16 protein-coding genes and 1 riboswitch are annotated in these 15,480 nt (G+C 39.6%); of the genes, 13 read left to right on the forward strand and 3 right to left on the reverse strand.

Going from position 1 to position 15,480, the window contains the following annotated elements; genetic code table 11:
- Nucleotides 1-2: 2 nt before the first annotated feature.
- Entirely contained in the window at nucleotides 3-1,352 is a 1,350-nt protein-coding gene (trkA, locus tag ACORHT_RS02450; RefSeq protein WP_434350484.1) for a Trk system potassium transporter TrkA, read from the reverse strand.
- Between the two features lie 428 nt (nucleotides 1,353-1,780).
- On the opposite strand from trkA, the gene ACORHT_RS02455 reads away from it, so the two are divergent.
- The 13 genes from ACORHT_RS02455 (at nucleotide 1,781) to ACORHT_RS02515 (ending at nucleotide 12,513) form a co-directional block, all read left to right on the forward strand.
- The gene (locus tag ACORHT_RS02455; protein ID WP_434350485.1) at nucleotides 1,781-2,284 is read left to right on the forward strand and encodes a tRNA (cytidine(34)-2'-O)-methyltransferase; all 504 of its coding nucleotides are present in this window, start codon (nucleotides 1,781-1,783) and stop codon (nucleotides 2,282-2,284) included.
- A 55-nt stretch (nucleotides 2,285-2,339) separates the two neighbouring features.
- Nucleotides 2,340-2,558: riboswitch (FMN riboswitch) on the forward strand.
- A 150-nt stretch (nucleotides 2,559-2,708) separates the two neighbouring features.
- The gene (locus ACORHT_RS02460) at nucleotides 2,709-3,272 is read left to right on the forward strand and encodes an ECF transporter S component (protein WP_434350486.1); all 564 of its coding nucleotides are present in this window, start codon (nucleotides 2,709-2,711) and stop codon (nucleotides 3,270-3,272) included.
- The gene (locus ACORHT_RS02465) at nucleotides 3,262-3,912 is read left to right on the forward strand and encodes a phosphatase PAP2 family protein (protein ID WP_434350487.1); all 651 of its coding nucleotides are present in this window, start codon (nucleotides 3,262-3,264) and stop codon (nucleotides 3,910-3,912) included. Before ACORHT_RS02460 ends, ACORHT_RS02465 begins: the two co-directional genes overlap by 11 nt.
- Before the next feature lie 27 nt (nucleotides 3,913-3,939).
- On the forward strand, nucleotides 3,940-4,359 hold the full coding sequence (locus tag ACORHT_RS02470; protein WP_434350488.1) for a chromosome partitioning protein ParB: 420 nt from the start codon (nucleotides 3,940-3,942) through the stop codon (nucleotides 4,357-4,359).
- On the forward strand, nucleotides 4,334-4,819 hold the full coding sequence (locus ACORHT_RS02475; RefSeq protein WP_434350489.1) for a GNAT family N-acetyltransferase: 486 nt from the start codon (nucleotides 4,334-4,336) through the stop codon (nucleotides 4,817-4,819). Before ACORHT_RS02470 ends, ACORHT_RS02475 begins: the two co-directional genes overlap by 26 nt.
- Before the next feature lie 231 nt (nucleotides 4,820-5,050).
- On the forward strand, nucleotides 5,051-5,476 hold the full coding sequence (gene rplK, locus ACORHT_RS02480; protein ID WP_001085804.1) for a 50S ribosomal protein L11: 426 nt from the start codon (nucleotides 5,051-5,053) through the stop codon (nucleotides 5,474-5,476).
- Between the two features lie 96 nt (nucleotides 5,477-5,572).
- A complete protein-coding gene (rplA, locus tag ACORHT_RS02485) occupies nucleotides 5,573-6,262 on the forward strand; it encodes a 50S ribosomal protein L1 (RefSeq protein WP_001085672.1) in 690 nt (229 codons plus the stop codon).
- A 217-nt stretch (nucleotides 6,263-6,479) separates the two neighbouring features.
- Nucleotides 6,480-8,180 (forward strand): acetolactate synthase large subunit, encoded by a 1,701-nt coding sequence (locus tag ACORHT_RS02490; RefSeq protein WP_434350490.1) that lies wholly within the window; start codon nucleotides 6,480-6,482, stop codon nucleotides 8,178-8,180.
- Nucleotides 8,173-8,649, forward strand: coding sequence for an acetolactate synthase small subunit (gene ilvN / locus ACORHT_RS02495; protein ID WP_075229973.1), 477 nt, complete (start codon nucleotides 8,173-8,175; stop codon nucleotides 8,647-8,649). Before ACORHT_RS02490 ends, ilvN begins: the two co-directional genes overlap by 8 nt.
- A 217-nt stretch (nucleotides 8,650-8,866) precedes the next feature.
- Nucleotides 8,867-9,889 (forward strand): ketol-acid reductoisomerase, encoded by a 1,023-nt coding sequence (ilvC, locus tag ACORHT_RS02500; RefSeq protein WP_434350491.1) that lies wholly within the window; start codon nucleotides 8,867-8,869, stop codon nucleotides 9,887-9,889.
- A 73-nt stretch (nucleotides 9,890-9,962) separates the two neighbouring features.
- Nucleotides 9,963-11,213, forward strand: coding sequence for a threonine ammonia-lyase IlvA (gene ilvA, locus ACORHT_RS02505; protein ID WP_434350492.1), 1,251 nt, complete (start codon nucleotides 9,963-9,965; stop codon nucleotides 11,211-11,213).
- A gap of 82 nt (nucleotides 11,214-11,295) precedes the next feature.
- A complete protein-coding gene (locus ACORHT_RS02510; RefSeq protein WP_075229970.1) occupies nucleotides 11,296-12,192 on the forward strand; it encodes an SPFH domain-containing protein in 897 nt (298 codons plus the stop codon).
- 105 nt (nucleotides 12,193-12,297) lie between these two features.
- Complete coding sequence (locus ACORHT_RS02515; RefSeq protein WP_001130043.1) at nucleotides 12,298-12,513, forward strand: hypothetical protein; 216 nt, start codon at nucleotides 12,298-12,300, stop codon at nucleotides 12,511-12,513.
- Nucleotides 12,514-13,100: 587 nt separating this feature from the next.
- On the opposite strand, the gene ACORHT_RS02520 is transcribed toward ACORHT_RS02515, so the two are convergent.
- Nucleotides 13,101-13,841, reverse strand: a complete 741-nt coding sequence (locus tag ACORHT_RS02520; protein WP_075229969.1) for an amino acid ABC transporter ATP-binding protein — start codon at nucleotides 13,839-13,841, stop codon at nucleotides 13,101-13,103.
- Nucleotides 13,841-15,403 (reverse strand): ABC transporter substrate-binding protein/permease, encoded by a 1,563-nt coding sequence (locus ACORHT_RS02525; protein ID WP_434350493.1) that lies wholly within the window; start codon nucleotides 15,401-15,403, stop codon nucleotides 13,841-13,843. The genes ACORHT_RS02520 and ACORHT_RS02525 overlap by 1 nt, the downstream gene beginning before the upstream one ends.
- Nucleotides 15,404-15,480 lie beyond the last annotated feature (77 nt).

The raw sequence follows: 15,480 nt of genomic DNA on the forward strand, positions 1-15,480 counted from the left end.
GCTTACCTCTCTAACAGATCATAAATCTTGGTGATATTTGATAGTAGTGTGATGACAACTAACTTATCACCGACTTGAAGGTTATCTTCACCTGTTGGGAAGATTGTTTTCCCATTACGAATAATAGCAGCGATCAACAACTCTTTTTTGAATTTCAATTGAGACAAGGGTTTGCCAGTCATTTTATTGGCTTCCTTGATGAGAAATTGAAGTGTCTCAACCTGTCCATTTGCTAGGTGGTGCATAGCTTGAAGGTCTGAATATTGGGCATTAGCACGACCATGGATAAAGTGCATAATGGTATCGACAGCGATTGTTTTTGGTGTGATGATACTAGAAAACTCTGGAGCATGGATAATCTCTAGAAGGCTGGTTCGATTGACCTTAGTGATATTTTTCTGAACACCTACACTATCTAAGAACATAGAAGTAATGATATTTTCTTCGTCAACGCCAGTAAGAGTTGCGACAGCATCGTAATGTTGAGCACTTTCTTCTAGGAGAATATCTTTTGCCGTTCCGTCACCTTGGACAATATAGAGTTTGGGATATTTTTGGCTGAAAAATGCTGCACGATCTGGATTGAGCTCAATGACCTTGGTATCAATACGGCTATCCTTTAAAATGCCAACGAGATAGTAAGCGATTTTTCCAGCACCGACAATGAGTAAGCTCTTAACAACACGAGATTTGACATAGTTATGAAAGAGCATCATGTCAACCCGATCACCTGTAACAAAGATCCGATCCTTGTCTTGGAGGACCATATCTCCACTTGGAATCATGAGCTTATGGTCTCGCTCGATAGCACAGACGATAACATTGCCAAACTTTTTCCGGAAGTCTGCGATAGACATTTGACAGATATTGCTATCCTTACGGACAACAAATTCCATTAGACTAACCAAACCACCTGCAAAACGCTCAACAGATAGAGCATTTGGGAAATCGATAATATTAGCGATAGCACGAGCTGCAAGGAGTTCAGGATTGACAATCAGAGAGAAACCTAGAATATTTTTTTCTTTGAAATAGGGGTTGGAATATTCAGGATTGCGGACACGAACAATAGTTTCTTTAGCCCCCATTTTTTTAGCCAGAAGAGCTGAAACCATGTTGACTTCATCATACTGAGTCATAGCAATAAAAATATCACAGTCTTGGACATTAGCTGCTTCTAGTATAGCAAAATCAGCTCCATTACCTGCAATTCCCATAATATCAAAACGGCTTGTCATATAGTTAAGAACAGTTTCATTTTGTTCAATGAGGACAACATCATGATTGTCAGCGACAAGCGAACGACAGAGGGCAGATCCAACTTTTCCCCCTCCGACAAGAATAATCTTCATTTTTAAATAACCTACTTTTTCAAGATGTCTCTATCATACTCTTTTTTAGAAAAAAATGCACTCGGCAACCGACCATTTCCCCTGTTAAAAGGAAAAGTTTGTCGTTTTCTTTGTTTTACTTGATAAAAACTTCTTGCCCGCAACTGAATAGATGTCTAAATTTATACAATTTTCATACTGTTTTTCTGCGACTTTTTAATCTGACTGATGCATTTTCCCCTTTTGTAAATATGCTTGTAAAAAAAATGAAAAAAATCAAGCCATTTCTATTGACAATCAAGCTGAAAGTGATATACTAAAAAAGTAGTTTCGCTGATTTACTTCAAACCTGTTGTGAGGTAAGTTAACGATGCCTTAACCACACTGTTTGCTGAGCTTGACTCCGGGCAGTGTGGCTATTTTTTTGCATTAGTGAGAGGAAACAAGGCATGGCAAATCACATTGTATTATTTGAACCCCAGATACCACAAAACACAGGCAATATTGCGCGTACCTGCGCAGCAACAAATGCGCCCCTTCATATTATCAAACCAATGGGCTTTCCGATTGATGACCGTAAGATGAAGAGAGCTGGTTTGGATTATTGGGACAAACTTGAGATTTATTTCTATGATAGTTTAGATGAATTTATGGAAAAAATGGATGGCCAGGTCTACTTGATTTCTAAGTTTGCAGAAAAGGTCTATTCAGATGCAGACTTTACGACAGAAGGGGACCACTATTTTCTCTTTGGGAGGGAAGATAAGGGCTTGCCTGAAGAATTTATGCGTGAGAATCCAGAAAAGGCTCTCCGCATTCCCATGAATGATGAGCATGTTCGTAGTCTCAATGTTTCCAATACCGTTTGTATGATTGTTTATGAGGCACTCAGACAGCAAAACTTTGCTGGTTTGGAATTGATTCATACCTACGAAACGGATAAGTTGAAATAAAAATAGTTACAACCGACAAAAAGCTTGCAAGCGCAAGTTTTTTTTGTTATCATAAAAGGGTCTTCAGGGCTGGGTGTAATTCCCGACCGGCGGTGAATTTGACTAGCTATTTTAGCTTTCTCTTCGTTGTCTTGTCTCGATATACTTTAAGTATTATCTTCGACTGCGACGTCTAGATAAATCTAAAATAGTTTAGCCAAATAAGTCCGCGAGCGCAAGCTGATGTGGTGAGATTCCACAACCGACAGTATAGTCTGGATGGGAGAAGACGAAAGGATAGCTTTGTCTATTCTGCTTCATTTTATAGTAAATTAGAACCTCCTGTTTAATAGGATTAGGTTGTTTTTTGAGATAGAGTAAGAGAGTAGATAGAGAGAAACTTTCCAACTTCTTCTGATTTTATAGAAAATTGGAGGAACCTGTTATGACAAACACACGTCGACTTTCGACCATTGCAATTTTATCAGCACTTTCATTTGTGTTGATGTACTTTGACTTTCCGCTTCTACCGGCGGCGTCCTTCTTAAGGATTGAGTTCAGTATCTTACCAGTCCTTGTGGGCTTGGTGGTGATGGATTTTCCTGCAGCTTTAGGAGTCATCCTCCTTCGTTCTTTGTTGAAATTACTGTTGAACAATCAAGGAGTCAGCACTTATATCGGCCTACCGATGAATATTGTTGCTTTAGGAGTATTTGTAATTGCTTTTGGTTTGATTTGGAAAAAAGAGCGTACAACCATGCGTTTTGTCCTAGCTTCAGTAGCTGGCACACTTGGTCTAACTTTGGCCATGTTAGTTCTGAACTACGTCTATGCTGTCCCTTTATACGCTAAGTTTGCCAACTTTGATATTGAGAAAATTTTAGGACTGAGCAACTATCTGCTGACTATGGTTTTGCCTTTTAATCTAATCGAAGGCATTATCTTTGCTCTTGCATTTTGGTTGATTTATGTCCTCTTGAAACCAACTTTAAAACATTATGAAAGATAAACAAACATATTTAACAAAGGGCTCTTTTGCCCTTTTGCTTTTTGTAATTCTGGGTTATGTCGTTAAATTTTATCCAGAACAATTGATACCATTTGATACGTCTATTCAGACAGCTATCCGTGGAGATTTACCTGCTACATTGACAACTGTCTTTCGTGGGATTACTCGTCTGATTGACTTACCAATCGTTATTTCTTGGGCAATTCTATTGACTGCAATCTTTTATCTGAAAAAGTGGAAGAGCGAAAGTCTTTTAATAGCAGGTAATCTTAGCTTGGCTGGGATTTTAATTGTGTCTCTAAAACACCTCTATCAACGTCCGCGACCAGATATTTTACATTTAGTAGAGGAGAAGGGCTTTTCTTTCCCAAGTGGACACTCACTGGCAGTAACACTATTAATCGGCTCTCTAATTATCATAGTGGGGCAAAGAGTGAAAGATAGGACTGTAAGACTTATTCTCCAGATTTTACTGGGAATCTATCTAGTAAGTGTAATCGTCTCCAGAGTCTATCTGGGCGTCCACTATCCGTCTGATGTTCTTGCTAGTCTTTGTCTGGGTCTTGGAATTATCTTCATTGAATTTCCTTTTTATGACAAACTTCGCTTTCAATGGCGTTTTACAGGCAAACAGAAGTGAGAATCAAACTTTTTTGAGGAAGTTAAAATGAAAGTCAACATAAAAAATCTCCATCCAACTCAACTTTACTTATCAGAGAAGAAGTTAAAAGCTATCCAGAATCTTTATCAGTCAGCAGAAACTTTTAATATAAATCCAATCAGTGTTCTTGCATTTGGAGATTACTTACTAATTACAGACGGGCATCACAGGGCTTATCAGGCTTTGTTGCTAGGTCAGGATACAATTTCTGCTGAGTTTGATAGAGATGGAGGTGATGAACTATATCATCTCTATGCGCAAGCTTGTGAGAAAAGAAAGATATACTCTGTTCTGGATCTAAAAAATCGTATCTTACCCCAAGATGAGTATGAAGCAAAGTGGTACAACTGGTGTGATGGTTTTAATCAAGCAGCGGAGCTAGTATTAGGAGTAGAAAATGATGACAAAAATCATTCAGATAGATGATTCCTTACGTCTAGTTCCTTATTTTTTAGCGGATCATCGTGATATAGCTTTGACTTGGTATCAGGATGTGGACTTGGTTGAATTTGTAGATGGAGTCAGAAGCCCCTATAATGTAGAAAAATTGAATGCTATGTATTCCTATTTAGAAAAACACGGGGATTTGTTTTGGATTGAGTTTAGAGAAAAGGGAGAGTGGCTTCCAATTGGGGATATAACCTTATCTCAGGAGAATCTTCCTATTGTGATTGGCAATCCGACTTATCAACATCAAGGAATTGGACGCAAGGTATTGAAGACTTTGATTGATCTAGCTCGGAAAAAGGGTTGGAAACAATTGAAAGTTCAAGAAATCTATGATTTCAATTATGCCTCCAGACGATGTTTTGAGTCCCTTGGATTTGTGGAGAGCGGAAGTACTGAAAAAGGGACAAGCCTGCTCTTAAAGCTGGACTCCTACTAAACTTTATTATTTTTTATTAATCGCTCAAAACAGAGCGGTTTTTTGTTTGTAGTTCAGGACTCTTTCACGAAAGAAATGATAGTCAAATTCAGTAATAAAAATTCTCTAAAAATAAAATTTTTCTCTTGCATTTGGAATAGAATAGTGTATAATAGAAAGGTGTGCGAAAAGCATACTTGTGGGAGGTAAAAATCTTACATTACCGCCAAAACCACAAAGGAGGATTTAAAAATGGCTAAAAAAGTCGAAAAACTTGTAAAATTGCAAATCCCTGCTGGTAAAGCTACACCAGCTCCACCGGTTGGACCTGCTCTTGGTCAAGCTGGTATCAACATCATGGGATTCACAAAAGAGTTCAACGCTCGTACAGCTGATCAAGCTGGTATGATCATTCCAGTTGTTATCTCAGTTTACGAAGATAAATCATTTACTTTCATCACTAAAACACCACCAGCTGCTGTTCTTTTGAAAAAAGCTGCAGGTGTTGAAAAAGGATCAGGTACACCTAACAAAACAAAAGTTGCTTCAGTTACTCGTGCGCAAGTACAAGAAATTGCAGAAACTAAGATGCCAGATTTGAACGCTGCAAACCTTGAGTCTGCAATGCGTATGATCGAAGGTACTGCTCGTTCTATGGGATTCAACGTTGTTGACTAATCAATAACATCCCAAGATAACCCGCAAGACTTCATCATTTCGAGAAGTGACGTGGGAGATGAAAATCGATTGAACCACTTACAAGGAGAATAGAAAATGGCTAAAAAAAGCAAACAACTTCGTGCTGCTCTTGAGAAAATCGACAGCACAAAAGCATACAGCGTAGAAGAAGCTGTAGCTCTTGCAAAAGAAACTAACTTTGCAAAATTTGACGCAACTGTAGAAGTTGCTTACAACTTGAACATTGACGTGAAAAAAGCTGACCAACAAATCCGTGGAGCAATGGTATTGCCAAACGGTACTGGTAAAACAGCTCGCGTTCTTGTATTTGCACGTGGTGCAAAAGCTGAAGAAGCTAAAGCTGCTGGTGCAGACTTTGTTGGTGAAGACGACCTTGTTGCTAAAATCAACGACGGTTGGTTGGACTTCGATGTAGTTATTGCTACACCTGACATGATGGCTCTTGTTGGACGTCTTGGACGTGTCCTTGGACCACGTAACTTGATGCCAAACCCTAAAACTGGTACTGTAACAATGGATGTTGCTAAAGCAGTTGAAGAGTCTAAAGGTGGTAAGATCACTTACCGTGCAGACCGTGCAGGTATCGTACAAGCTATCATCGGTAAAGTTTCATTTGAAGCTGACAAGTTGGTTGAAAACTTCAAAGCATTCAACGAAACAATCCAAAAAGCTAAACCAGCTACTGCTAAAGGAACTTACGTAACAAGCTTGACAATCACAACTACTCAAGGTGTGGGTATCAAGGTTGACGTTAACTCCCTTTAATAAGTACAAAATATAATACAAAAGGTTGAAGACAAGTCTGTCTCAACCTTTTTATTTATCTCAAAATAAAGAAATCTAGTTTATAGATAAGCAAGCAAAAGTATGTGAAAAAACATCTAGATAGAAAATTCAGAAAATTTGCTCTTTTGTATTGAAAATTTTTGAAAAAATGGTATCATAGTAACAAGCTATTTTTAAGAGAAGAGAAAGGGGTAGAATGGAGAAAATCATTTTAGACTCACCAAAGTCAGGTTCAGAACTCGTTTTGGAAACACTTTGTGACTTAGGAATCGATACGATTTTTGGTTATCCAGGCGGAGCTGTATTGCCTTTGTATGATGCTATTTATAATTTTAAAGGTATTCGCCATATTCTAGGTCGCCATGAACAAGGTTGTCTTCATGAAGCTGAAGGTTATGCTAAGTCAACAGGAAAACTTGGTGTCGCAGTCGTCACAAGTGGACCGGGAGCAACAAATGCCATTACAGGTATTGCAGATGCCATGAGCGATAGTGTTCCCCTTTTGGTCTTCACAGGGCAAGTCGCAAGAGCGGGAATCGGTAAGGATGCTTTCCAAGAAGCAGATATCGTTGGTATAACCATGCCAATCACTAAGTATAACTATCAGGTGCGCGAAACAGCGGATATTCCACGGATTATTACGGAAGCTGTCCATATTGCAACTACAGGTCGTCCTGGTCCGGTTGTCATTGACTTACCAAAAGATGTTTCTGCCCTTGAGACGGATTTCGTCTATTCATCGGAGATAGATTTACCAAGTTATCAACCAACTCTAGAGCCTAATGAGATGCAAATCAAGAAAATCTTGAAACAGTTGTCTAAGGCTAAGAAACCAGTTTTGTTAGCTGGTGGTGGAATTAGCTATGCAGAGGCTGCAGCAGAGTTAAATGAATTTGCAGAACGTTATCAAATTCCTGTTGTTACAAGTCTTTTGGGGCAGGGAACGATAGCAACTAGCCATCCATTATTTTTGGGAATGGGCGGAATGCATGGTTCCTTTGCAGCAAATATTGCTATGACTGAAGCTGACTTTATGATTTCTATTGGTTGTCGCTTTGATGATCGCTTGACTGGAAATCCTAAGACCTTTGCTAAGAATGCTAAAGTTGCTCACATTGACATCGATCCAGCTGAGATTGGAAAGATAATCTCTGTTGATATCCCTGTTGTTGGAGATGCCAAGAAGGCCCTGGAGCTCTTGCTCTCTGAGCCAACTGTTCATAATAACACAGAGAAATGGATTGAGAAAGTCACTCAAGATAAGAACCGTGTTCGTTCTTACGATAAGAAGGAACGTGTCGTGCAACCACAAGCAGTTATAGAACGTGTGGGTGAATTGACCAAAGGCGATGCCATTGTCGTAACAGACGTTGGGCAACATCAAATGTGGACAGCTCAATACTATCCTTACCAAAATGAGCGTCAACTGGTAACGTCAGGTGGTCTAGGAACCATGGGATTCGGTGTTCCTGCAGCTATCGGAGCCAAGATTGCAAATCCGGATAAGGAAGTTGTTCTCTTTGTTGGAGATGGTGGTTTCCAGATGACCAATCAGGAACTGGCAATCTTGAATGTTTACAAGATTCCAATCAAGGTCATTATGCTCAATAACCATTCGCTTGGGATGGTTCGCCAGTGGCAGGAGTCTTTCTATGAAGGAAGAACTTCGGAGTCTGTATTTGAAACACTACCTGATTTTCAGCTTATGGCCCAGGCTTATGGTATTCAAAATTATAAATTTGACAATCCTGAGACCTTGGCAAAGGATTTAGAAGTCATTTTGGAAGATGTTCCTATGTTCATCGAGGTTGATATTTCCCGTAAAGAGCATGTTCTTCCAATGGTTCCAGCTGGTAAGAGCAATCATGAGATGTTGGGGGTGAAGTTCAATGCGTAGAATGTTAACAGCAAAACTTCAAAATCGCTCAGGAGTTCTAAACCGTTTTACAGGTGTTCTTTCTCGCCGTCAGGTCAATATTGAAAGTATCTCTGTTGGAGCAACGGAAGATCCGAATGTATCACGCATTACCCTGATCATTGATGTCGCTTCACATGATGAAGTTGAGCAAATCATCAAACAACTCAATCGTCAGATTGATGTGATTCGTATTCGTGATATAACAGATAAACCCCACTTGGAACGTGAAGTTATACTCGTAAAGGTTTCAGCACCTGCTGAAAAACGTGCAGAGATTCTGGCTATTATCCAGCCTTTCCGTGCAACAGTAGTGGATGTGGCTCCAAGTTCTATTACCATTCAAATGACTGGAAATGCAGAAAAGAGCGAAGCTTTATTACGAGTGATTCGACCATATGGTATTCGCAATATCGCTCGTACGGGTGCAACTGGATTTACCCGCGACTAATACTCTTCGTAAATCTCTTCAAACTACGTTAGCGTCGTTTTGCCGTAGGTATATGTTACTGACTTCGTCAGTCTTATTTACAACCTCAAAGCAGTGCTTTGAGCAACCTACAGCTAGCTTCCTAGTTTGCTCTTTGATTTTCATTGAGTAAAAGAATCCAACCTAAATTTGTTAATCTAGCCTATAAGGCAATAAAAATAGAAAAGAGAGAAAAACTATGGCAGTTCAAATGGAATATGAAAAAGATGTAAAAGTAGCAGCACTTGACGGTAAAAAAATCGCCGTTATCGGTTATGGCTCACAAGGTCATGCTCACGCTCAAAACTTGCGTGATACAGGCCATGATGTGATCATCGGTGTGCGCCCAGGTAAATCTTTTGACAAAGCAAAAGAAGATGGTTTTGAGACTTACACAGTAGCTGAAGCTACTAAATTGGCTGATGTCATCATGATCTTGGCACCAGATGAAATCCAAGCAGACCTTTATGCGGAAGAAGTGGCTCCTAACTTGGAAGCTGGTAATGCTCTAGGTTTTGCACATGGATTTAACATCCACTTCGAATTCATTAAAGCTCCAGAAAGTGTTGACGTATTCATGTGTGCTCCTAAAGGGCCAGGTCACTTGGTACGTCGTACCTTCGAAGAAGGATTTGGTGTTCCAGCGCTTTATGCAGTTTATCAAGACGCAACAGGAAATGCTAAAGATATCGCCATGGACTGGGCTAAAGGTGTTGGTTCAGCACGCGTTGGTCTTCTTGAAACAAGCTTTAAAGAAGAAACTGAAGAAGATTTATTTGGTGAACAAGCAGTTCTTTGTGGTGGTTTAACTGCCTTGATGGAAGCAGGATTCGAAATCTTGACTGAAGCTGGTTATGCACCAGAATTGGCTTACTTTGAAGTCCTTCACGAAATGAAACTCATCGTTGACTTGATCTACGAAGGTGGATTCAAGAAAATGCGTCAATCAATTTCTAACACTGCCGAGTATGGGGACTATGTTTCAGGTCCACGTGTAATCACTGACCAAGTGAAAGAAAATATGAAGACTGTTCTTGCTGATATCCAAAATGGTAAATTTGCAAACGACTTCGTAAACGACTATAAAGCTGGTCGTCCAAAATTAACTGCCTACCGTGAACAAGCAGCTGACCTTGAGATTGAAAAAGTTGGTGTTGAATTACGTAAAGCAATGCCATTTGTCGGCAAAAATGACGATGATGCCTTTAAAATCTATAACTAATATGTAAACATGAAGGCGAGTTGGGGGGACCGAGCTCGCTTTCACATTTTGATCCTTTCAAGAAAGAGAAAATATGATAAGTGCAAAAGATGTGGTGAAAGCCCATAAAGTTTTGAATGGTGTAGTGGTTGAAACTCCACTAGAATATGATCATTATCTGTCGGAAAAATATGGTGCCAAGATTTATCTTAAAAAAGAAAATGCCCAACGAGTGCGTTCTTTTAAGATTCGTGGAGCTTATTATGCCATTTCGCAACTGACTAAGGAAGAACGTGAACGTGGAGTAGTTTGTGCATCAGCGGGCAATCATGCTCAAGGAGTAGCTTACACTTGTAATGAAATGAAGATTCCTGCAACAATTTTCATGCCCATTACAACACCGCAACAAAAAATTGGTCAGGTCCGTTTCTTTGGAGGAGATTTTGTAACTATTAAATTGGTTGGAGATACCTTTGATGCTTCCGCTAAAGCAGCACAAGAGTTTACTATGGCTGAAAATCGTACTTTTATTGATCCATTTGATGATGCCAATGTTCAAGCAGGACAGGGAACCGTTGCTTATGAAATTTTGGAAGTAGCACGCAAAGAATCTATAGCCTTTGACACTGTTCTAGTACCTGTTGGTGGAGGTGGTTTGATCGCTGGAGTTTCTACTTATATAAAGGAAACAAATCCAGAGATTGATGTCATTGGTGTAGAAGCCAATGGAGCCCGATCAATGAAGGCGGCCTTTGAAGCAGGTGGGCCTGTCAAACTAAAGGAAATTGACAAATTTGCTGACGGCATTGCAGTTCAGAAGGTTGGGGAATTAACCTATGAAGCGACACGTAAACATGTTGAAACGCTTATTGGTGTAGATGAAGGATTGATTTCTGAAACCTTAATCGATCTCTACTCTAAACAAGGAATTGTAGCAGAGCCTGCAGGAGCTGCCAGCATTGCGGCCTTGGAAGTTTTGTCCGACTACATCAAGGATAAAACCATTTGTTGTATCATTTCTGGAGGGAATAATGACATCAACCGTATGCCAGAGATGGAAGAGCGTGCCTTGATTTATGATGGTATCAAGCATTACTTTGTAGTGAATTTCCCACAACGTCCGGGAGCACTTCGAGAGTTTGTAAATGATATCTTAGGACCAAATGATGATATTACTCGTTTTGAGTATATCAAACGAGCTAGTAAGGGAACAGGACCAGTTTTAATAGGAATTGCTTTATCTGATAAGCACGACTATGCTAGCCTTATTCGTAGAATGGAAAGTTTTGACCCTGCCTATATTAATTTGAATGGCAATGAAACTCTTTATAATATGCTTGTTTAATTTCCTATGAAATTTTTATCATATTATTTGCCTAACCTATTTACGAGTGCTATAATGTAAGTGAAGAAAGGGGGAGATTCCCATGGTTTTACAAGTTATACTTGTTCTATTTATTCTAATGCTTATTGTTGGAGCTATTTTAGTGAGCTCTATCTATGTCGTTCGACAACAGTCGGTGGCTATTATTGAACGGTTCGGTAAGTATCAAAAGTTGAGCAACAGTGGTATTCATCTACGTGCACCTTTTGGCATTGATAAGATTGCCGCTCGAGTACAATTACGACTCTTGCAAAGTGAAATCGTAGTAGAAACCAAGACCCAAGATAATGTATTCGTTACTATGAATGTTGCGACACAATACCGTGTAAATGAGCAAAACGTTACTGATGCTTACTATAAACTAATGAGACCTGAAGCTCAAATCAAATCTTATATTGAAGATGCATTGCGTTCATCTGTTCCTAAGTTAACTTTGGATGAATTGTTTGAGAAAAAGGATGAAATTGCATTAGAAGTTCAAAAACAAGTAGCAGAAGAAATGTCAACGTATGGGTACATTATCGTTAAGACGCTCATTACCAAAGTAGAGCCGGATGCCGAAGTCAAACAATCTATGAACGAGATCAATGCTGCTCAACGTAAAAGAGTGGCAGCACAAGAATTGGCTGAAGCAGATAAAATTAAGATCGTAACAGCGGCCGAAGCAGAGGCAGAAAAAGATCGCCTACACGGTGTGGGGATCGCAGAGCAACGTAAAGCAATTGTTGATGGACTTGCTGATTCTATTATCGAATTAAAAGGAGCCAATGTTGAATTAACTGAAGAGCAAATTATGTCAATCCTATTAACCAACCAGTATTTAGATACATTGAATAATTTTGCAGAAAAAGAAGGTAATAATACAATTTTCTTGCCAGCAAATCCTAATGGAGTTGAAGATATACGAACCCATATATTATCGGCTTTGAAAGCTAAGTAAATATAATCTTAACGTTTTATTTGATTGACTATATGTTTTTTTATTGACAAATCCCTTAAAAACATATACAATTAAATATCGTAAAGAATAAAATAGGAGAAAAACATGGCTAAGTCTAACTTTGAAAAAGTAGAATCAGTTGTTAGCTGGGTTCGTGATAAGAAGATCACTGGTTATCGTATTTCTAAAGAAACGAATGCACGTGAAATGTCTATCATTGCTCTGGCTCAAGGACGTGCAAAAGTTAAAAATATTTCCTTTGAAACAGCCCTTGGATTAATTGATTTCTATGAAAAAAATCATGAAAAATTTGAAGATTAATCTTTGGATACCAGCAGACTCTACTTTAGGGTCTGCTTTTTATTTACGAGACTATAAAATAGCCTTACTATGATCTGCTCAACGAGTCTATTTGTTAGAATGAACTAGCTTGATAGGGAGCAGAGTGATTTTAGCCATAAAAATCTAAGAAAAGACCAGCAATATAACTAGAGGTATTTCGTGATTAGGAAGCAGGAGACAGAGGCTAGCGAGCACAAGAGTGAGTTTTCAAATACATAAAAGAGGCTGGGACAAAAGTCCTAGCCTCTCGATTGTCTTTGGATTGTCGAGCAAGACGCAGTGGTTGAGTGGGCTCTACTTCGCTGATTTCATCAGCTTTTACAGCCCTACTCAACTGTGCGGAGGTGGGACGACGAAATCGAATTCTAACGAATTGCCGATTTCTGTCCCACTCTCAATTTTTGTGAGTAATAAGTTTTTGATTTTTTTGTCAATGAGACTTTCAAGATTCTTTTTACAAATCTTTATTCACAATTTTCAAGAATCCAGTGGATAGTTATAGTCTTGGAGGGATGGGGCTAGGAAATCGAGACCTTGTCTACTAATTTAAAGCTCATCGCCTTTTTTTATCCTAAATAACGTTGTAAAAACTCTCTTGTTCGTTCTTCTTTTGGATTGGTAAAGAGGACTTCCGGTTTTCCTTCTTCTGCTATGACACCCTTGTCCATAAAGATGACACGGTTAGAAACATCGCGAGCAAATTCCATCTCGTGGGTTACGACAATCATGGTCAAGCCTTCTTGAGCTAAATCTTGCATGATTTTAAGAACTTCACCGACCATTTCAGGGTCAAGAGCGGATGTAGGTTCGTCAAAGAGAATGGCATCTGGATTCATAGAAAGAGCGCGGGCAATGGCAACACGTTGTTTTTGACCGCCGGAAAGCTGTTTAGGTTTAGCCTGCCAGTAGCGTTCTCCCATACCAACTTTATCGAGATTTTCTTTAGCAATTTTTTCAGCTTCTGCACGTTCACGCTTGAGGACAGTTGTCTGAGCGACAATGGTATTTTCAAGAACGTTGAGGTTTTCAAAGAGATTAAAGGATTGGAAAACCATCCCTAGTTTTTCACGGTAGTGAGTGAGGTCGTAGCCTTTTTCTAGGACGTTATCACCGTGATAGAGGATTTCTCCCTCGGTTGGTGTTTCTAGTAGGTTGATAGAACGTAGGAAAGTTGATTTACCACTACCCGAACTTCCGATGATAGAAATAACTTCTCCCTTGTGAACAGTGAGAGAGATATCTTTTAGGACCTCATTTTGTCCGTAGGATTTTTTGAGGTTTTTGATTTCAAGGATTGGTTGACTCATTATTTCAAATCCTCCGTTTGCATTTGGTTAGCACCTGTCGTATAGGTATCCATATCCATACGACGTTCGATAAAGCGTAAGATACGGGTTACGGTAAAGGTGAGGACAAAGTAGATAACTGCGATGATGGTAAAGGTTTGGAAGTATTGGTAGGTTTGGGTTGCTACCGTATTTCCTGAGAAGTAAAGCTCTACAACAGAGATAACATTCAGTACAGAAGTATCCTTTATGTTGATGACAAATTCATTACCAGTTGCAGGTAGGATGTTGCGAACGACCTGTGGTAGGACAACCTTACGCATGGTTTGATTGTGGGTCATACCAAGTGCAGTCGCTGCTTCGAATTGTCCCTTGTCAACGGCTAGAATACCACCACGGACGATTTCCGTCATGTAGGCACCAGTGTTGATAGAAACGATAAAGATTGCAGCAAGTGTACGGTCGAGATTGATTCCGAAAGCTTGGGCAGTTCCATAGTAGATAACCATAGATTGTACGATCATCGGTGTACCACGGAAGATTTCAATATAGACACTGAGTAACCAGCCAAGTGCTTTTTGCAAGACTGCTATAAAGTTGTTTTCAGAGAGTGGGGCAGTACGGAAGACACCGATTGCTAGACCAATAACCAAACCTGTGATAGTACCGATGATGGAAATCAAAAGTGTGATACCAGCTCCTCGCAAGAGTTGTTGCCAGTTTTCTGCAAGAATTTTTGCCACTTGAGCAAAGAAACTGCTTTGTTCTTCGCTACTGGTAGCTTCAACAGGTTGCTCCTTAATCATACGATCCATTAGGGCAACTTGCTCATCTTTAGTGATGGTTTCGATGCTGGCATTGATTTGGTCAATACGGCTATCCTCTTTGCGAAGACCGATAGCGATAGAAGTGTCTTCTTCTCCAGTTTTAAAACCAGGTTCAGGCTGAATCATTTTGAACTTAGCGTTCGCTGACTCGGCAGTTAGAGCCTCTGGTCGTTCAGAAACATAGGCATCAATAACACCAGCTTCAAGAGCTTGACGCATCTGAGCAAAATCACCCATGGCTGTTTCTTTCTTAGCACCTGGGATTTGTGAAATCAAATCATAAAGGTAAACCCCTTGCTGAGAGGTGATTTTAGCACCATCAAAATCGTTTAAGGTTGTAGCGTTGGCGTAGGTAGAGTCTTTCTTAACTAAAAGAACGGGTTCACTAGTGTAGTAGCTACTTGAAAAAGCAATTTCTTGCTTACGCTCAGCAGTGGGACTCATACCAGCGATGATCATGTCGATCTTTCCAGAAGTAAGGGCTGGAACCAGACCTTCCCATTTTGTCTTAACAATGAGGGGTTCTTTTCCTAAATCCTTAGCAATTTTCTTGGCAATCTGAACGTCATAACCATTGGCGTACTGGTTGGTTCCGTCAATCTTGACAGCACCGTTGCTATCGTCGTCTTGTGTCCAGTTGAAGGGAGCGTATGCTGCTTCCATCCCGATGCGTAAATATTCATCAGCTTGGACAGTATTCATCAGGCCTAGGGTTAATGCTAGACCTGTAAATATAGATAAGAATAATTTCTTCATGTGTTCTCCTATTTCTAGTCTCAAAATGACTTCTCTCTATTGTATCGAAAATTAGCAAGTTTTTCAATCCTAGTAAA

This window comes from Streptococcus sp. KHUD_014 (assembly GCF_051106275.1).
Taxonomy (GTDB): Bacteria; Bacillota; Bacilli; order Lactobacillales; family Streptococcaceae; genus Streptococcus.